This is a genomic window from Stenotrophomonas maltophilia, from assembly GCF_047497515.2.
In the GTDB taxonomy this organism is placed as follows: Bacteria; Pseudomonadota; Gammaproteobacteria; order Xanthomonadales; family Xanthomonadaceae; genus Stenotrophomonas.
On the sequence record NZ_JAXAXL020000009.1, the window covers coordinates 57,562 to 73,869 of the forward strand.

Below are 16,308 nucleotides of genomic sequence, written 5' to 3' on the forward strand. Positions count from 1 at the left end.
CCCGTAGGCACCGCCGAAGATCAGGAGGTTGCCGGCCAGCGGCCGGCACTACCCGGGGCTTACAGCCGGTACGCGATGGTCTTCATCACCTTGGAGGCCAGCGCCATTGCCCCCGGAATCGGGAACGGCAGGCGGCGTGCACCGGCCTGCTCGGCGTGGTCCGCATGGCGGGCCTCGTCCTCCTTCATCACGGCGATGACCGCACGGCTGCGCAGGTCGCCGGCTGGCAGGTCAACCAGGTGCTCGTCCAGATGGGCTTCCACCTGGCGCTCGGTCTCGACCACGAAACCCAGGTTCCAGCCATCGCCGCGCAGCCCGGCCAGGGTGCCGATGCTGTAGCTGCCGGCGTACCACAGCGGGTTGAACAGGCTGGGGCGGCTGTCCAGCTCGCCCAGCCGCGTGGCGCACCAGGCCAGGTGGTCGGTTTCTTCCTGGGCCGCTTCCAGCAGGTGTTCACGCGTGGCCGGGTCGCGGGCGACGGCGGCCTGGCCGAAGTAAAGGCCCTGTGCGCAGACTTCGCCAACGTGGTTGATCCGCATCAGGCCCGCCGCGTGGCGGCGCTCGGCGTTGTCCATGCCTGGCTCGTCGGTGTCCACGGCCGGGTAGGGGCGGGCCGCCGGCGGATTGCCGAACACCGTGTCCAGGGCGCGCTGCGCCTCGGTCAGCAGGTGGTCCAGCGGGGTGGTCTGGCGGAGCACGGTCATGGCGGTAGGCGTTGGGGCGGAAGACCCCCCGATTCTCGCCCGCGCCCGGGCCCCTGCCAACCCGGCGCTCCGGGCAGGTTGCACCCGGCTGCCAAGGTGAGTACAATCCCGCCTCTTACGCTTCACCTTTTCACAACGCGTGGCAGAGTTCCGGCGAGCCTTTCGCCGCAATGAGCCCGACCTAACCTAGAGTTCTTCATGAGCACTTTCACTGCCAAGAACGAGACCGTCCAGCGCGACTGGTACCTCGTCGACGCCGAGGGCAAGACCCTGGGCCGTCTCGCCACCGAGCTGGCCCGCCGTCTGCGTGGCAAGCACAAGCCGGTCTACACCCCGCACGTTGATACCGGCGACTACCTGGTCGTCATCAATGCAGAAAAGATTGCCGTCACCGGCAAGAAGCTGCAGGACAAGATGTATCACCGTTTCACCGGTTACATCGGCAACCTGAAGACCGAATCCCTGGCCCAGGCGCTGGAGCGCCACCCGGAGCGCGTGATCGAGATCGCCGTGAAGGGCATGCTGCCGAAGGGCCCGCTGGGTCGCCAGATGTACCGCAAGCTCAAGGTCTACGCCGGCACTGAGCATCCGCACGCCGCACAGCAGCCGCAGGTTCTGGATATCTAATCATGGCTATCACTCAAAACTACGGCACTGGCCGCCGCAAGTCCTCCACCGCTCGCGTGTTCCTGCGCAAGGGTTCGGGCAACATCACCGTCAATGGCCGTCCGCTGGACGAGTTCTTCGGTCGTGAGACCGCGCGCATGATCGTGCGCCAGCCGCTCGAGCTGACCAAGAACACCGAAAGCTTCGACATCCTGGTCACCGCCGCTGGCGGCGGCACCACCGGCCAGGCCGGTGCGATCCGTCTGGGCATCGCCCGTGCTCTGGTCGAGTACGACGAAACCCTGAAGTCCGAGCTGCGCAAGGCCGGCTTCATGACCCGTGACGCCCGTGAAGTCGAGCGTAAGAAGGTCGGTCTGCACAAGGCCCGCCGCGCCACCCAGTTCTCCAAGCGCTGATTTACCGCGCCTGGTTGGGCTCCCTCGGGAGTCCGCTGGTTGGAAAAGCAAAAGCCCGGCTTCGGCCGGGCTTTTGTCGTTCCAGGGCTGAACATTTCGAGGTTGCCGGCCAGCGGCCGGCACTACCCGTAGTTTCGAAGGATCCGACCCCGGATCTCTCTCTGGAGGAGAGTCCCCTTGTTGTTCCAGGGCGCTCGCCGACAGGCGCGGGGATAAGGTGGGATGCGTGACCAAACAAAAAAGAAAAAAGCCTGATCTTTCGATCAGGCTTTTTTCTTTTTTGTTTGGCTGCCCCGGATGGATTCGAACCACCGAATGCCTGAGTCAGAGTCAGGTGCCTTACCGCTTGGCGACGGGGCAAAACGTGCAACTATTTTCTCACTTTTCACACTGAAAAACAACTTGATTTTCAGTGTGGTGGCTATGGGTGGACTCGAACCACCGACCCCAGCATTATGAGTGCTGTGCTCTAACCGGCTGAGCTACATAGCCTTGGTGAGCCCGCTATTCTGCGGATGTGTATCGCCCCTGTCAACAGTTTTGTATCGCGCTTGTGGGCTGACAGGCGGCATGGGATAGTCCCAACCAGTAGATTTTCTTAGGAGTCCGCATCGTGATCGATCCGGACGGCTATCGACCGAACGTCGGCATCGTGCTGATGCGGCAGGACGGCCAGGTGTTCTGGGCACGACGCGTGCGCCGGGATGGCTGGCAGTTCCCGCAGGGGGGCATGAACACCGACGAGACGCCTGTCGAGGCCATGTATCGTGAACTGCAGGAAGAGACCGGCCTGCTGCCTGAGCATGTGGAAGTGCTCGGGGCGACACCCGGCTGGCTGCGTTACAAGCTGCCGGCCCGGGCCATCCGCCGCAACGAGCGGCAGGTCTGCATCGGCCAGAAGCAGGTCTGGTTCCTGCTGCGCCTGACCGGCGACGAATCCCATGTGAAGCTGGACCACACCGACTCGCCCGAGTTCGACCACTGGCGCTGGGTCGACTTCTGGTACCCGGTGGAGCATGTGGTGATGTTCAAGCGCGGTGTCTACGCGCGTGCGCTGCGTCACCTGGCGCCGCTGGCGCGCGGGGTGGCCGGGCAGAGCGTCACTGCCATGCCCAAGAGCGCCGCCGAGGCCTGGATGCCGGGCCATACCGCCGGGCATGAACGCCCGCGCAAGCGTCCACGGACCCGCGGCTACTGGCCGAAGAAGGCGCAGGGCGACGGGCCGGCCAGCTGACGGGCTGAACGGTATCGAGAATGGTTCAGGTCTCTGATTGACAACCATTCTCGTTTCCATTGGAATAGCCCACAGGCCGCTTCTGGCCTGTCAGCCCGGTTCCCGCCTGTGTACGTCTGCATCTGCAACGGAGTCACCGACCACCAGATCCGCGAAGCCGCCGGCAATGGCGTCAGCACGGTGGCCGAACTGACGATGCGTACCGGCTGTGGCGCCACCTGTGGTTCCTGCCTGGACATGGCCGGTGAGTTGCTGGCCAAGGCACGTGCCACCCACGATCTGCCGCTGCCGGTGTTGGGCCTGGCCCAGGTCGCCTGACCGTTTCTTTCGCGGCGCGTTGACGCCGCCCTTTCGCATCCTTCACTGCTGGCCGCACAGGCCAATGCGCACGATTCGCGTTCCTTCACGGGGCTGCGCAAGGCGCTAAAGTGCCTGCGTTTTCAGCGTGCAGGAGCATCCCCATGAAGGGCGACACCAAGGTCATCGAATTCCTCAACAAGGTCCTCTACAACGAGCTGACCGCGATCAACCAGTACTTCCTGCACGCCAAGATGCTGAAGAACTGGGGCATCAAGGAGCTGGCCGAACACGAGTACAAGGAATCGATCGACGAGATGAAGCATGCCGACATGCTCGCCGACCGCATCCTGTTCCTCGAGGGGCTGCCGAACTTCCAGGCACTGGGCAAGCTGCGCATCGGCGAGAACCCGACCGAAATCCTGCAGTGCGACCTGTCGCTGGAACGCGACGGCGTGGTCACCCTGCGCGAGGCCGTGGCCTATGCCGATTCGGTCGGTGACTATGTCAGCCGCCAGCTGTTCGTGAAGATCCTCGACTCGGAAGAAGAGCACATCGACTGGCTGGAAACCCAGCTGGATCTGATCGAGCGCATCGGCGAGCCGAAGTACCTGCTGAGCAAGCTGGAAGAGTAAGTCAGTCGCCCTGGCCGGCGCGATGCTGTGCCAGGTAGCCTGTCAGCGCCACGCGTGCGCGGGCGAATTCGGCCACCAGCAGCGCCACTGCCACCGCCGGGCGCTGCAGGCTGCCGCCGCGGGCTTCGTGTTCGATGCGCCGGGCCACCGTCGACAGCGACAACGCGCCGACGTTCGCACTGGATGATTTCAGGCTGTGCGCGACCGCCTGCAGGCGGGCTTCGTCGCCCGCCTGTGCGGCCTGCTGCAGGTGCTGCACCAGTGCGGGCGCGTCTTCCAGGAACACCGAAATGATCTGGATGGCGGCCTCGCCGATCACCGCGTGCAGTTCGTCCAGCACGGCGCGGTCGAGCACCGGTTGCGGTGCCGCGCTGGGTGGTCTGGTCTGTAGCGTCGAGCTTGCTCGAGGATCGCCATGCTGCTCGCATTCGAGCTCCGTCAGCCGAGCATGGCTCGACGCTACGACATCGTCAGATCGCTGGCCCCAGCGTTGCAGCAGCGCATGCAGCGTGGCGCGCGTGATCGGCTTGGACAGGTAGTCGTCCATGCCGGCCTGCAGGCAGCGTTCGCGGTCACCCGCCATGGCGTTGGCGGTCATCGCGATGATCGGAAGCCGCGTCAGCCCGCGCTCCACTTCCTCGGCGCGCCAGTGGCGGGTGGCGGCATAGCCGTCCAGCACCGGCATCTGGCAGTCCATCAGCACCACGTCGACGCCGCCCTCGCGCAACAGGGCCAGCGCCTGTTCGCCATCGGCGGCGTTGCGCACTTCGCACTGGAATACGCGCAGCAACTGCTCGGCGACCATCCGGTTGACGGTGTTGTCTTCCACCAGCACGACGCGCAGGTGCAGCGGCGGCAGGGCCGCTGCCGGCTGCGCCTCCTCGGCGTTGGCCAGCAGTGCCGCCGGACGCGCCTGCGTGGCCGGTGCGGCCAACAGCGCATGCAGGGCTGGGTCGTCGAAATGCGCGGGCAGCCGGTGCTGGTGGTGACGCGCCGGCAGCGCATCGTCCTGCAGCCACAGCACCTGCAACCCGTCGTCGCTGCGCTCGGCCAGTGCCTGCTGCAGTGTCGCCTCGCCGTGGCGGCGTGCCCGCGCATCTATCAGCAGCCACGCCGGCGCGGACTGCCCCGGTCGCGGCATCGAGCGCAGGCGCCCGACCACGTCGTCGAGCTGCGCCAGTGCCTCCACCTGCAGGCCGTGATGGGCGGCAATGCGCTCGACACGCGCCTGCAGCAGCGCGTCAGTGCTGAACAGCAACAGCGCTGACGGTGCGCGTGCCATCGCCGGCAGGTCGCCAGGCACTTTCAACAGCGGAACCTCGAACCAGAACGTGGCGCCCTGGCCGGGCGTGGACTGCACACCGATGCGCCCGTGCATCAGGTCGATGATGCGCTTGCAGATGGCCAGGCCCAGGCCGGTACCGCCGTAGATACGGGTGGTGGAGGCGTCGGCCTGGCTGAAGGACTGGAACAGGCGCGCCTGCAGGGCCTCGTCGATGCCGATGCCAGTGTCGATGATCTCGAAGCGCAGCTGGTGCTGCGCCGCGCCTTCGCCCAACCGTTGCACCCGCAGCTGCACCTGGCCACGGGCGGTGAACTTGATGGCGTTGGCCAGCAGGTTGCTCAGCACCTGGCGCAGCCGCACCGGATCGCCACGCACCGGCAGGCGCACCGACGGATCCAGCTGCAGCCGCAACGACAGGCCCTTGGAGTCGGCGGCGCGCTGCATCAGCTGCACCACGCCGTCAAGCAGGTCGCGCAGGTTGAAGCTGGTGATCTCCAGTTCCAGCGCCTGCGCTTCCAGCCGTGAGTAGTCGAGGATGTCGTCGACGATGCGCAGCAGCTGCTGCGAACTGGCCGATGCGGTGGCCAGCATCTGCCGCTGGTCGTCGCCCAGCGGCCCTCGCGCGATCAGCTCCAGCATCGGCAGGATGCCGTTGAGTGGCGTGCGGATTTCATGGCTCATCGTGGCCAGGAACTCGCCCTTGGCCAGCACTGCCGCTTCGGCCGCCTGCTTGGCCTGCAGCAGCTGCTGTTCGAGTTGCCCCTGGCGCTCGGTGGTGTGGCGCAGCTGGTCGCGCTCGCTGGCCAGCGCGTCGCGTTCCCTCTGCAGGCGGGCCAGCGCACCCTCACGCGTACGCAGGCGCAGGCCCACCAGCAGCAGCCCCGTCACTGCCACGATCAGGGCGGCCAGCAGCGCGGCCCACAGCGGCACGTCAGAGCACCGCGTTGTGGAAGTCGAAGTTCAGGTCACTGCCAGCCGACTGCACCATGTTGCCCTGGATGTAGTCGACACCGCCCACCCACATTGCGGCGGCGGCCTGCGGATCTTCGATCTGCTGGCCAATGATCTGCAGCCCCGCGCCGTGCGCGCGTTCGATCGCCCGGCGCAGTTCCTCGCGGGTGGCCGGGTTGGCATGGCTGCTGGAGAAGCGTGCGGCCATGCGCACGAACGACAGCGGCAGCTGGGTCAGCAACGCATCGGCTTCGCCGCCCGGCTCGAACTGGCTCAGGCAGAAGCGCACGCCGGCACCGGTCATGCGCTGGCAGAACTGCTGCAGCGGCACGGTGTGGATCAATGCATCAGGAAGGCGTACGTCGATCACCAGTGCGCTGCCTGGCAGGTCGCGCCGTTGCAGCGATTCCAGCAGCCAGTCGGCGAACGCATCGCGCTGAAGGGTGCGCAGCGACTGCGAGACGAACAGGTTCAGCGGCTGCGTCGCGTGCCGGTACAGGTCGAGCAGGCCCAGTGCGTGGTCCATCACCTGCTGGTCGAGGTCTGCGATGCGTCCAGCGGCTTCCGCGGCCGGAATCACCTGGCCGGCGGCCAGCACCGTGCCATCGGCCTGGCGCAGGCGCAGAAGCAGCTGGTATTGCGCGGTGTTGCCACCGGCCACGGCGACAATCGGCTGGTAGGCCAGTTCCAGCTGGCCGTCCAGCAGTGCCAGGTGTTCCTGTTCGCTGACCACGTCGCGATGCACGTGGCCGGCCACGCCGGCGCTGAGCAGGCGGGCCTGCAGGGTGGTGCGCTCGACGGCTTCCAGGGCGCTGTTGGCATCGTCGAAGCCTGGCGACAACGGTGCATAGCCGACCACGCCGCGCAGATGCACGGATTCGTCGTCGCGGATCACGAAGGCCCGCGCCGACAGCTGTTCGCGCAGGGCAGCGGCGATGCTTTCCAGGCTGTCCTCGCCGGCATTGCGCGCCAGCAGCAGGAAGCTGTTGTCGTTCAGGCGCGCCAGCAGGTGCGGGTGGCCCGCCTCGGCCAGGCGCTGTCCGGCCTGCACCATCAGCCGTTCGAAGGCGGCATAGCCGTAGCGCTCGCGCAGGCCCAGTGCACTGGACACTTCAACGAAGAACACACCGCCGCGGTCACGGTGGGCGAGCGCGGCGTTGAGCTGCTGCAGCACGTGGTGGCGCGTCGGCAGGCCGGTCTCCGGGTTGCTGGTGGCGGGCGTCCCGGAGGCGCCGGGCAGGGTCGCGGCCTGCGCACGCGCCCGGCGGATGCGGTTGGATACGGCGGCGATCAGGTGACGCGGCCGGATCGGCTTGCTGAGGTAGTCGTCGGCGCCGCTGTCGAGCACTTCGAACTGGCGCTCCGGGTCCGGGTCGCCGCTGAGGAAGACGATCGGCAGCAGCTGCAGGCCGGGTTGCTGGCGGATCAGCGCGGTCAGGCGCATGCCATCCAGGCCGGGCAGGTGCAGGTCCATCAGGATCAGGTCGGGATGGTGGTCCTTGATTGCCTGCAGGGCACCATCGGCGTCGCTGTGCACGATCGCCTGCATGCCGGCGCCATGCAGCACGCTCTGCGCGAACAGGGCCTGGGCGCGATCGTCTTCGACGATCAGCACGCGGTAGGGTGAATCGGACGGTGACGGTGCCTGGTCGCTGTTGCCTGCCTCGGCGGCTGTCGCCGCGATCGGGCCGGGCAGCGGCGGCGGTGCCGCGTTGGGCGCGGCATCGGCAGCGGCCGCAGGCGCCGTGATGGGCGTGGTGGCCGTCGCTGCGGTGTTGGCGACCGCCGCGCTGGCCCAGCGCTGCCAATGATCGGCCGGAGGGGTTTCAGCGCGTCCCGGGCGGGCGCCCGCGGGGGATTCGTTTGCGGCCATCGGTGCTCCTGGTGTTCGCATCCATTATGCGACAAGCCCGGCGCTCAGCCGCTGCTGTGCGGTCGCGGACTGTCCGTGGCCCCGCCGCGCGCCAGCCAGCGCACGCCCTTCCACAAGGTACGCCAGACCAGCCAGACCAGCAGCGCGCCAGCGATGCTGCAGGCCAGCACCACCACCAGCGCGATCCACGGGTGCGCCAGGGCCAGCGCCAGGCCACCGATCACCACGGTGTCTTCGGCGGCGGAGGCCACCCAGTTGCTGGCCGGTTCCGGTGAGGTATTGAGCAGGGCGCGGGTGCCGGCCTTCAGGCCATGGCTGGCCAGCGCGACACCGGCACCGGCGGCGAGTGCGCCGGTCCCCAGCTGGCCATCCGGCGACAACGTGGCGGCGGCAAGGAAGGCACCGGCAGGCACGCGTGCCAGGGTCTGCACCAGATCCCACACCGAGTCCACGCCGGGGATCTTGTCGGCGAAGAATTCGGTCACTGCCAGCGCCGCCGAGGTACCCAGCACCCACCACGATTCGGTGGCCTGCAGCGCGGGTGGCAGGTCGACCCAGCCGAGCAGGCCGGCCAGGCCGACGCCGAACACGGTGAGATAGACGCGGATGCCGGCCAGCCAGGCCAGCAGGATGCCGATCACGAACAGGTGGGCTTCGGTCATGGCGATGCTCCGGCGACGGAACTGTGCGGGGGGCCTCACTATCGGCGATGGCGTGCCTGAACGCCACAGACCGCGGCCGGCCACTACGCAGGAAACCCACCCGTCCTGTCATACACTAGCCCGTCGTTTGCCACAGGGGCCGTACCGGTGTCGCCCTCGCGATGCCCCGGAAACCACCCATGAACAACCGCCCTCCCATGCGCGTGCAGGTTCGCCTGCCCGGCGCGCCGCAACCGCCGGTCGATCGCCGCCGCCTGCTGGTGCTTGGCGGCATCTGGCTGCTCAGCCTGGTGCTGGCGGTGCTCGGAGGCTGCTGGATGGCCACCCCGCGCGATGCGCAGGGCCAACGCCTGCAGGCCGCCGAGAAGCACGCCGAGACGCTGCAGGCGCAGCTGACTGAGCTGCGCCAGAAGCAGGCCACGCTGGAAGCCTCCGACCGCATCAGCCGCGCCGCCAACACCGAGGTGCAGTCCTCGCTGGCCGAGCGCGATGAGGAAATCGCCGGCCTGCGTGCCGACGTCGCCTTCTATGAGCGCCTGGTCGGTTCGACCAGCCAGCGCAAGGGCCTGAACACCCATTCGATCGAATTCAGCCCGGAAGCGGCCGGCACCTGGCAGTACACCGCCGTGCTGACCCAGAACCTCAACCGCGGTGCCATCAGCCAAGGGCAGATGCGATTCACCGTGGAAGGCGTGAAGAACGGCAAGCTGGCCACGATCAGCTGGGATGATCTGCACCAGCGCAGCAAGGTACCGGGACAGGATTACTCGTTCCGGTATTTCCAGCAGATCACCGGCAGCGTGATGCTGCCGGCTGACTTCACCCCGCAACGCGTGCGGGTGACATTGGGGAGTGGTACGGGGGGTACCACCCAGGTATTCGACTGGAAACAGGCCGGCGCGCCGGCCAGCAAAGGGGAGTAGGCAGATGTTCGGAAACAGCAAATCCAACCGTGATGGCCAGCTGGTGGTGGATGCCCTGATCGGCAACCAGGTGGTGATCCGCGGCGATGTGGAATTCAGTGGTGGCCTGTATGTGGAAGGCCGCATCCACGGCAAGGTGATCGCCGCCGAAGGCGCCAGTGGCGCGACGTTGACGGTCGCCGAGCATGGCGTGATCGAGGGTGAGATCCGCGCCCAGGTGGTGGTCATCAGTGGCCGCCTGGACGGCGACGTGCACGCCACCGAGAAGGTCGAGCTGACCCCGAGTGCGCGGGTCAACGGCAATGTCCATTACCAGGTGGTGGAAATGAATGCGGGCGCCCAGCTGAACGGCCGCCTGATCCATGCCAGCGCCCCGATGGCGGCCCTGCCGGCCCCGGAAGGTGGCGACGCCAATGACGGCAAGGGCGACACCGCTGCGCGACGCAAGCTGGCCGAGGCGATGGCTTGAAAGCCATCGTCGGCGCCCCCATGCTGACGGCATGAGCACGCTAGTCTCCCTGCCCGGCGCCACTCCGGTCGCCGCGCCCGATTACCAGTCGCTGGAGCGCCCGCTGAACTTCACCGAGTCGGCGGCCGCCAAGGTCAAATCCCTGATCCAGGAAGAGGGCAACCCCGACCTGGCATTGCGCGTGTACATCGAAGGCGGCGGCTGTTCCGGTTTCCAGTACGGGTTCGAGTTCGACGAGAACCGTGCCGACGATGACCTGGCGGTGCAGACCAGCGGGGTGACCCTGCTGGTCGACCCGCTGAGCCTGCAGTACCTGATGGGGGCCGAGGTGGACTACACCGAGAGCCTGACCGGTGCGCAGTTCGTGATCCGCAATCCGAACGCAAAGACCACCTGCGGCTGCGGCAGCAGCTTCAGCATGTAAGCATCCTGTGGCCGGAATGTGCCAACCAAGGTTGGCACCTACCAGAGCGGATCAGTAGATCCACGCCATGCGTGGATGCTGTGTGCCTCCACTCCTACAACAGCAGATTGCGCACAGCGCGGCTTGCCACCCGCATCGATTGGCGGCACGCTTGCCGGATGCCCAATACTTCTTCGCCGCTTTCCGGTTTCGCCTTCGTGGGCGAACCGCTGGAGCGCGCCGATGCCCTGCGTGCCGATGCCGATGCACTGGCGCGCCTGTGGCCGGGCGCGCGCATTCTCGTGCTCGACCAGGATGGCAGCGCCTTCACTGGTGATGACGACCAGCCGCTGGCACTGACCGGTGCCGACATCGGCGGTGGTCCAGGTGCCGCGATCTTCCTCGGCCTGCGAGGCGAACAGGCCTGGTTCTCGGTTGAAGCCGCCAACCTGACCATCACCGCGCCGCGCCGCCTCGACCTGCGCCAGGCCGCCTTGCTGTGGTCGATGGCCGACGCGACCGCCTTCAGCTACGCACGTGGCATGTCCTACTGGCATTCGCGCACCCGCTTCTGCGGTGTGTGTGGTGGCGCGGTGGCATTCGCGCGGGGTGGCTTCGTCGGCCACTGCGCACAGTGCTCCACCGAGCACTACCCGCGGGTCGATCCGGCGGTGATCGTGGCGGTGGAAAACCAGGGCCGGCTGCTGCTGGGCCGCCAGTCGAACTGGGCGCCGCGCCGCTACTCGGTACTGGCCGGCTTCGTCGAGCCCGGCGAGACCTTCGAGCAGACCGTGGTGCGCGAGGTTCATGAGGAGAGCAAGGTGCGGGTGACCGCCTGCCAGTACCTCGGCTCGCAACCCTGGCCATTCCCGGGCGCGCTGATGGTCGGTTTCCGCGCACAGGCACACGACGACCTGCCGACCGTGGACGGGGAACTGGAAGACGCACGCTGGTTCAGTGCCGACGAGGTTGGCGCGGCGCTGGCACGTGATGCCGAGGACGATGGCCTGGGTATCCGCCTGTCACCGCCGATCTCGATTTCCAGGGGCCTGATCGAGCATTGGTACCGGCAGCAGAAGGGCTGAACCGGGTCGGGCGCGGCGGCTGTATTGCCGCCACCTGAACACGGCCCGGGTTACAGTCCGGTTCACCGCTGAGGGCGCCGCTGCGACAGGTAAGGTAGCGGCGCGAGCGTTCTGTTTCGTAGGGAGACCCGCCATGTTCACCACTCTGGCTGCCGTGCTGGTAGCGCTGGCCCTGGGCCATGTCGCCCCGGCTGCTGCTGCCTCGCTGCGCCGTTTCGACGGCTTCCGGCGCTGGCTGGGCTGGCTGGATGCCCGGGGTGGCAAGGCCTGGCAGGGGCCGGCGGGCGTCGCGCTGGCGCTGCTGCCGCCGCTGTTGCTGATGGCGCTGCTGGCGTGGCTGCTGCGCGGGGTGCTGTTCGGCCTGCCGTCGCTGTTGCTGGGGGTGGCGGTGCTGGCCTGGTGCTGGGGTCCACGTGATCTGGATCGCGACATCGAGGCGATCATCGATGCCGACGATGCCGCGACGCGACAGGCGGCGGTGCGCAATCTGCAGGCGGCCGGTGGCAGCCTGCGCGAGGACATGCCGTCGCTGGTCGAGGCGACCGTGCTCAACGCGTTGCGGCGCTGGTTCGCAGTGTTGTTCTGGTTCCTGTTGCTGGGCCCGGCCGGTGCGCTGGGTTACCGGCTGCTGGCGCTGATGGCGGAAAGCCCGATGCGCGCGCGCGTGCCGGTGGAGCCGTTGGCGTTGGCGCAGCGCCTGCTGGGCTGGATCGAGTGGCCGGTGGCACAGTTGATGGCGTTCTCGATGGCGCTGGTAGGCAATTTCGATACGGCGTGGAAGGCGTGGCGCCAGGCCCATGGTGAGCGCCTTGCAGGGAACATCGGCTTTCTCGGCGCGGTCGCACGGGCCAGCGTCAACGCCGAGCTGCGCGAGGACGCGCACGACTACACCGAGGCCGGGTTGCTGCCGGTGTGGCAGCGCCTGCCGGAACTGCGTGATGCGATGAGCCTGGTGTGGCGGATGCTGCTGCTGTGGCTGGCGATCCTCGCCCTGCTGGTGATTGCAGGCTGGGTGACGTAGTTGTCTTGCAGGGCTTGCAGCCCTGCACCTGCAGAGGCAACAGCAACGGCAACAGCAGCCCCACACCGCCCCACCCCCGACAGATTCCCGGTGACGGTGGGTCAACTGCGACTGCCGGTGGTGGGTGTCGACCTTGGTCGACACGGTAGATCCACGCCATGCGTGGATGCAGAGCGAAGCGATCCGCTTTCGCTTTTGATTTTTTTCTTTTCCGTGGTGGACGCGCACGGAAACTGTCCGTGGCCGGGTGGGTGGGCTGCGCAGGGGCGTGAGCCGCATGGATGCGGCGACCGAGCTTACATGGGTGAGGGCGCTTTGCTTGCGAAGCACTGCTTCGCAAGCGACCGAACGCCCAGCCGCCAGCGGCTGGGCCGGGCCCCGGAGGGGTACTTGCAGCGACCCCTGCGCAGCCCACCCACCCGGCCAACCCCATGATCGAAAAACGCCGCCCACCACGAGGGGCTGCGCCGTTGGCTGGAAACCTAGATCGGTGCCAGCGCGGTGAACGGCGCCCACGGCAGGTTGCGCAGCAGCGCATACCCGGGCAGTACCCAGAGCCAGAACGTGGGATTGGCCAGTACCCGCATCAACGGGTCGAGCACGCGCGGGCGGATGCCGGCGATGTTGAGCAGCATCAGCAACAGGAACGGCAGGCTGATGACCAGCAGGGGATTCATTGCCATCGCGCCGGGCAGGTCGAAATGGACCAGCGAATACAGGCAGCGCGTGCTGCCACAGCCCGGGCAGTACAGGCCAGTCAGCGCGTACAGCGGGCAGCTCGGCAACGGGTTGCCGGCGGCATACGGATTGACGTTGCGCAGCACCACCGTGGCACCCACGGCCAGGCCGGTGGTGGCCAGCAGCGGCGCCCAGCGGGCGAGTCGGGAACGGGCGGGAAGCGCGGACATGCAACAACGGATCCGGCGCAGGCGCCGGATCCGTCCAGGCGTATCAGTAGCCGCTGTTGCTCATCGCGCCCATGCCGCCGAGCACAACGAAGAACAGCACGTACAGCACGACCACCACGACCCAGGCGATGGCCGACCAGATGGCCCACTTCTTGGCCTTGGCGGCCGAATCCTGGGCGCCAGCGATGTCGCCCGCAGCCAGCTTGCCGTTGACCTGTGCGGCGTAGACGATCGAGACGATGCCGGCCGGCAGACAGCAGAACAGGGTGGTCAGGATGGCCCAGACCAGGTTGTTCGGGACCTGCGGAGTAGCGGTGTTCATGGGTTCAAGCTCCTTGATGGGTGGTGGTTGTGAATCATTGGTCGGAAAGAGCGCCCAGTACGGCCAAGCCGCCGAACAGCCCGAACCACAACAGCAACAGGACCGGCAGGGCCACGGCCGAAGCCACCGCCCACCAGCCCGCCTTGCGCGACGCGCTATACGCCCCCGGCAGGTCGCCGGCCGCGCGGCGGCCATCGACCTGGGAAGCGTAGACAATCGACACCACGCCCAACGGCAGGCAGCAGAACAGCGTCGTCAGGATCGCCCAGACCAGATGGTTGGGGATGTAGACCGGACGGCTGAGCGGTGGTGGTTGATTCAAAGCGAGACTCCATTCCTTGGTGGCCGGCCGTGGTGAATTGGCCGGACCTCCCCCCTGTGGGTGCGTAATCTACCGCAACCGGCGTTGCATGTATGCGTTTACAGTCACGCCATGACGGCATATCCACTGGACGGTGGCGTATGCAGGGAGGTCGTCGGGCCGGCCTGGCGGGCCGATTCCGTCAGGCGTTATCACCGCGCAGGGCCCGGACCTGGGCCTCCAGCACCGGCGCGCTGGTGGTGTTCCCATCCACCGCCGGCGCTGCCACCACCTCGATGGTGGCGCGGAAGCGGCGCGGTACGCGCATGCGCCCGAGGCGGCTGTCGCGCCGGCTCCACATGCTCGACCACATGCCGCGCAGGGCCATCGGCACCACCGGCACCGGCCGCCGTTCGAGGATCTTCTCGACGCCGGATTTGAACGGCGCCATCGCGCCATCCTTGGTCAATGCGCCTTCCGGGAAGATGCAGACCAGCTCGCCCTCGGCCAGCGCGGCATCGATCTCGTCGAACGCGCGCTGCATCAATGCCGGGTCTTCGCGGGCGCCGGCGATCGGGATCGCCTTGGCGGTGCGGAAGATCCAGCGCATCACCGGGATGTTGAAGATCCTGTAGTACATGACGAAGCGCACCGGGCGCGGGATCGTCGCCGACAGGATCAGCGCGTCCATGTAGCTGACATGGTTGCAGACCAGCAGCGCGGCGCCTTCGTCGGGCACGTTGGCCTCGATGCCGTGCGGGCGCAGCCGGTACAGGGTGCGCACCATCACCCAGCTGAGGAAGCGCATCAGGAATTCGGGGACGATGGTGAAGATGTAGATCGCCACCAGCGCATTGGCGATGGCCAGCGCCAGGAACTGCTGCGGGATGGTCCAGTGCAGCAGCTTGTGCGCGGCCAGTGACAGCAGGGCGGCGGCCACGATGAAGCCGGAGTTCTGGATGTTCAGCGCGGCGAACACGCGTGACATCTGTGCCTTGGGCGTGCGGCTCTGGATCAGCGCGAACAGCGGCACCACGAAGATGCCGGTGAACAGGCCGATGCCGACCAGGTCGATGACGATGCGAATGCTGCCGGGCTGCTGCAGGAACGTGCCGACGGTCAGCCCGTGCACGGTCGCCTCGCCGCTGCGGGCGAAGTACAGGTCGAGCAGGAACGCGGTCATGCCGAACGCACCCAGGGGTACCAGGCCGATTTCCACCGTGCGTGCCGACAGCTTCTCGCACAGCAGCGAGCCGACACCGGTGCCGACCGAGAACAGGGCGAGGGCGAAGATGTACAGGGTCGGCTCGCCGCCGAGGTTGGCCACCGCATACGCCGGCAGCTGCGAGGTCAGCACCGTGCCGACGAACCAGAACCAGGACACGCCCAGGATCGCATTGCGCACTGCCTTCTGCTGGCGCGCCATGCGCAGCACCGCCAGCGATTCCGGCAGCGGGTTCCAGTTGATCTTCAGGTTCGGGTCGCCGGCGTCGACCTTGGGAATCAAGCGGGCGGCGATGTTGCCGCAGATCGCCAGGCCGATGATCGCGCATGCGGCCACCACCGTGCCGTGGCTGCCGGCCACGGTGAACACCAGGCCGCCGACGATCATGCCGGACAGGATCGACATCGAGGTGCCCATTTCGACCAGGCCGTTGCCGCCGGTCAGTTCCTCAGGCTTGAGCACCGAGGGCAGCACCGAGTATTTCACCGGGCCAAACAAGGTCGACTGCATGCCGGTGCAGAACAGGGCGATCAGCAGCACCGGCAGGCTCTGGGTGAGGAAGCCGGTGGCGGCCAGCGACATGATCACGATCTCCATGGTGGTGGTGATCACGATCAGCCGCGATTTTTCCAGCTTGTCGGCAATCTGCCCGGCCAATGCCGAGAACAGGAAGTACGGCAGGATGAAGATGGCCGGTGCCAGCGTGGCGTACAGCCCCAGCTCTTCCTCCGGTACGGCCATGAACAGCAACATGCTGATGATCGCCTGCCGGTAGACGTTGTCATTGAACGCACCGAGCGCCTGTACCACGAAGAACGGCAGGAAACGGCGCTGGCGCAGCAGGGCGAACTGGTTGTGACCGGACATGGAGCCTCCTTGAACGGCGCAGCCTAGCATTCCTGCCTATCCGCCGGGACCACGGCGGGACGCATCCACGCATGGCGTGGATCTGCTGAAGCCCCACAACGGTGGGTGCGGACCTGTGTGT

Annotated in this window: 18 protein-coding genes and 2 tRNA genes; 10 read left to right on the forward strand and 10 right to left on the reverse strand. The window is 67.1% G+C overall.

Features of this window, described 5'->3' with window-relative positions:
- Window positions 1-59 precede the first annotated feature (59 nt).
- Window positions 60-704, reverse strand: a complete 645-nt coding sequence (gene coq7, locus ACMZPQ_RS13460; RefSeq protein WP_197582467.1) for a 2-polyprenyl-3-methyl-6-methoxy-1,4-benzoquinone monooxygenase — start codon at window positions 702-704, stop codon at window positions 60-62.
- 198 nt (window positions 705-902) lie between these two features.
- On the opposite strand from coq7, the gene rplM reads away from it, so the two are divergent.
- Together rplM and rpsI are read left to right on the forward strand one after the other, a co-directional pair.
- Complete coding sequence (rplM, locus tag ACMZPQ_RS13465; RefSeq protein WP_005414692.1) at window positions 903-1,331, forward strand: 50S ribosomal protein L13; 429 nt, start codon at window positions 903-905, stop codon at window positions 1,329-1,331.
- A gap of 2 nt (window positions 1,332-1,333) precedes the next feature.
- Window positions 1,334-1,726, forward strand: a complete 393-nt coding sequence (gene rpsI / locus ACMZPQ_RS13470; protein WP_005411311.1) for a 30S ribosomal protein S9 — start codon at window positions 1,334-1,336, stop codon at window positions 1,724-1,726.
- 285 nt (window positions 1,727-2,011) lie between these two features.
- Here the strand turns inward: rpsI and ACMZPQ_RS13475 are convergent.
- A tRNA-Gln gene (locus ACMZPQ_RS13475) sits at window positions 2,012-2,086 on the reverse strand.
- A gap of 55 nt (window positions 2,087-2,141) precedes the next feature.
- Window positions 2,142-2,218 (reverse strand) — tRNA-Met (locus ACMZPQ_RS13480).
- Window positions 2,219-2,339: 121 nt separating this feature from the next.
- On the opposite strand from ACMZPQ_RS13480, the gene ACMZPQ_RS13485 reads away from it, so the two are divergent.
- The 3 genes from ACMZPQ_RS13485 (at window position 2,340) to bfr (ending at window position 3,892) form a co-directional block, all read left to right on the forward strand.
- Window positions 2,340-2,960 (forward strand): RNA pyrophosphohydrolase, encoded by a 621-nt coding sequence (locus tag ACMZPQ_RS13485; protein WP_197582466.1) that lies wholly within the window; start codon window positions 2,340-2,342, stop codon window positions 2,958-2,960.
- Between the two features lie 108 nt (window positions 2,961-3,068).
- Window positions 3,069-3,278, forward strand: coding sequence for a (2Fe-2S)-binding protein (locus ACMZPQ_RS13490; RefSeq protein ID WP_006473776.1), 210 nt, complete (start codon window positions 3,069-3,071; stop codon window positions 3,276-3,278).
- A gap of 143 nt (window positions 3,279-3,421) precedes the next feature.
- A complete protein-coding gene (gene bfr / locus ACMZPQ_RS13495) occupies window positions 3,422-3,892 on the forward strand; it encodes a bacterioferritin (RefSeq protein WP_005414691.1) in 471 nt (156 codons plus the stop codon).
- 1 nt (window position 3,893) lies between these two features.
- Here the strand turns inward: bfr and ACMZPQ_RS13500 are convergent, their stop codons facing one another.
- From ACMZPQ_RS13500 to ACMZPQ_RS13510, 3 genes are read right to left on the reverse strand one after another with little or no spacing between them, the layout of a single operon-like run.
- Entirely contained in the window at window positions 3,894-6,107 is a 2,214-nt protein-coding gene (locus tag ACMZPQ_RS13500; RefSeq protein WP_197582465.1) for an ATP-binding protein, read from the reverse strand.
- A 1-nt stretch (window position 6,108) separates the two neighbouring features.
- The gene (locus ACMZPQ_RS13505) at window positions 6,109-8,001 is read right to left on the reverse strand and encodes an EAL domain-containing protein (protein WP_197582464.1); all 1,893 of its coding nucleotides are present in this window, start codon (window positions 7,999-8,001) and stop codon (window positions 6,109-6,111) included.
- Window positions 8,002-8,045: 44 nt separating this feature from the next.
- On the reverse strand, window positions 8,046-8,663 hold the full coding sequence (locus ACMZPQ_RS13510) for a DUF4126 domain-containing protein (protein ID WP_197582463.1): 618 nt from the start codon (window positions 8,661-8,663) through the stop codon (window positions 8,046-8,048).
- A gap of 179 nt (window positions 8,664-8,842) precedes the next feature.
- Here ACMZPQ_RS13510 and ACMZPQ_RS13515 point away from each other — a divergent pair, with 179 nt between their 5' ends.
- The 5 genes from ACMZPQ_RS13515 to ampE all read left to right on the forward strand — a co-directional run bounded on the left by ACMZPQ_RS13515 (window position 8,843) and on the right by ampE (window position 12,564).
- A complete protein-coding gene (locus ACMZPQ_RS13515; protein WP_049456220.1) occupies window positions 8,843-9,586 on the forward strand; it encodes a DUF6776 family protein in 744 nt (247 codons plus the stop codon).
- A gap of 4 nt (window positions 9,587-9,590) precedes the next feature.
- Complete coding sequence (locus ACMZPQ_RS13520) at window positions 9,591-10,055, forward strand: polymer-forming cytoskeletal protein (protein ID WP_197582462.1); 465 nt, start codon at window positions 9,591-9,593, stop codon at window positions 10,053-10,055.
- A gap of 31 nt (window positions 10,056-10,086) precedes the next feature.
- Window positions 10,087-10,479, forward strand: a complete 393-nt coding sequence (gene erpA, locus ACMZPQ_RS13525) for an iron-sulfur cluster insertion protein ErpA (RefSeq protein ID WP_134969324.1) — start codon at window positions 10,087-10,089, stop codon at window positions 10,477-10,479.
- 158 nt (window positions 10,480-10,637) lie between these two features.
- A complete protein-coding gene (nudC, locus tag ACMZPQ_RS13530) occupies window positions 10,638-11,543 on the forward strand; it encodes an NAD(+) diphosphatase (protein ID WP_197582461.1) in 906 nt (301 codons plus the stop codon).
- A 133-nt stretch (window positions 11,544-11,676) separates the two neighbouring features.
- Complete coding sequence (ampE, locus tag ACMZPQ_RS13535; RefSeq protein ID WP_197582460.1) at window positions 11,677-12,564, forward strand: regulatory signaling modulator protein AmpE; 888 nt, start codon at window positions 11,677-11,679, stop codon at window positions 12,562-12,564.
- Between the two features lie 482 nt (window positions 12,565-13,046).
- On the opposite strand, the gene ACMZPQ_RS13540 is transcribed toward ampE, so the two are convergent.
- From ACMZPQ_RS13540 to ACMZPQ_RS13555, 4 genes are all read right to left on the reverse strand, one after another.
- Window positions 13,047-13,472, reverse strand: a complete 426-nt coding sequence (locus ACMZPQ_RS13540; protein WP_197582459.1) for a DUF2752 domain-containing protein — start codon at window positions 13,470-13,472, stop codon at window positions 13,047-13,049.
- 43 nt (window positions 13,473-13,515) lie between these two features.
- The gene (locus ACMZPQ_RS13545; protein WP_006473644.1) at window positions 13,516-13,794 is read right to left on the reverse strand and encodes a CD225/dispanin family protein; all 279 of its coding nucleotides are present in this window, start codon (window positions 13,792-13,794) and stop codon (window positions 13,516-13,518) included.
- A 34-nt stretch (window positions 13,795-13,828) separates the two neighbouring features.
- Complete coding sequence (locus ACMZPQ_RS13550; RefSeq protein ID WP_005419784.1) at window positions 13,829-14,116, reverse strand: CD225/dispanin family protein; 288 nt, start codon at window positions 14,114-14,116, stop codon at window positions 13,829-13,831.
- Between the two features lie 181 nt (window positions 14,117-14,297).
- On the reverse strand, window positions 14,298-16,187 hold the full coding sequence (locus ACMZPQ_RS13555; RefSeq protein WP_197582458.1) for an MFS transporter: 1,890 nt from the start codon (window positions 16,185-16,187) through the stop codon (window positions 14,298-14,300).
- Window positions 16,188-16,308: the final 121 nt, after the last annotated feature.

Bases quoted from the DNA above. Each gene is read 5' to 3' on its own strand.
- coq7 (WP_197582467.1), bottom strand. From the start codon at position 704: ATGACCGTGCTCCGCCAGACCACCCCGCTGGACCACCTGCTGACCGAG.
- rplM (WP_005414692.1), top strand. From the start codon at position 903: ATGAGCACTTTCACTGCCAAGAACGAGACCGTCCAGCGCGACTGGTAC.
- rpsI (WP_005411311.1), top strand. From the start codon at position 1,334: ATGGCTATCACTCAAAACTACGGCACTGGCCGCCGCAAGTCCTCCACC.
- bfr (WP_005414691.1), top strand. From the start codon at position 3,422: ATGAAGGGCGACACCAAGGTCATCGAATTCCTCAACAAGGTCCTCTAC.
- ACMZPQ_RS13505 (WP_197582464.1), bottom strand. From the start codon at position 8,001: ATGGCCGCAAACGAATCCCCCGCGGGCGCCCGCCCGGGACGCGCTGAA.
- ACMZPQ_RS13510 (WP_197582463.1), bottom strand. From the start codon at position 8,663: ATGACCGAAGCCCACCTGTTCGTGATCGGCATCCTGCTGGCCTGGCTG.
- ACMZPQ_RS13515 (WP_049456220.1), top strand. From the start codon at position 8,843: ATGAACAACCGCCCTCCCATGCGCGTGCAGGTTCGCCTGCCCGGCGCG.
- ACMZPQ_RS13520 (WP_197582462.1), top strand. From the start codon at position 9,591: ATGTTCGGAAACAGCAAATCCAACCGTGATGGCCAGCTGGTGGTGGAT.
- erpA (WP_134969324.1), top strand. From the start codon at position 10,087: ATGAGCACGCTAGTCTCCCTGCCCGGCGCCACTCCGGTCGCCGCGCCC.
- nudC (WP_197582461.1), top strand. From the start codon at position 10,638: ATGCCCAATACTTCTTCGCCGCTTTCCGGTTTCGCCTTCGTGGGCGAA.
- ampE (WP_197582460.1), top strand. From the start codon at position 11,677: ATGTTCACCACTCTGGCTGCCGTGCTGGTAGCGCTGGCCCTGGGCCAT.
- ACMZPQ_RS13540 (WP_197582459.1), bottom strand. From the start codon at position 13,472: ATGTCCGCGCTTCCCGCCCGTTCCCGACTCGCCCGCTGGGCGCCGCTG.
- ACMZPQ_RS13545 (WP_006473644.1), bottom strand. From the start codon at position 13,794: ATGAACACCGCTACTCCGCAGGTCCCGAACAACCTGGTCTGGGCCATC.
- ACMZPQ_RS13555 (WP_197582458.1), bottom strand. From the start codon at position 16,187: ATGTCCGGTCACAACCAGTTCGCCCTGCTGCGCCAGCGCCGTTTCCTG.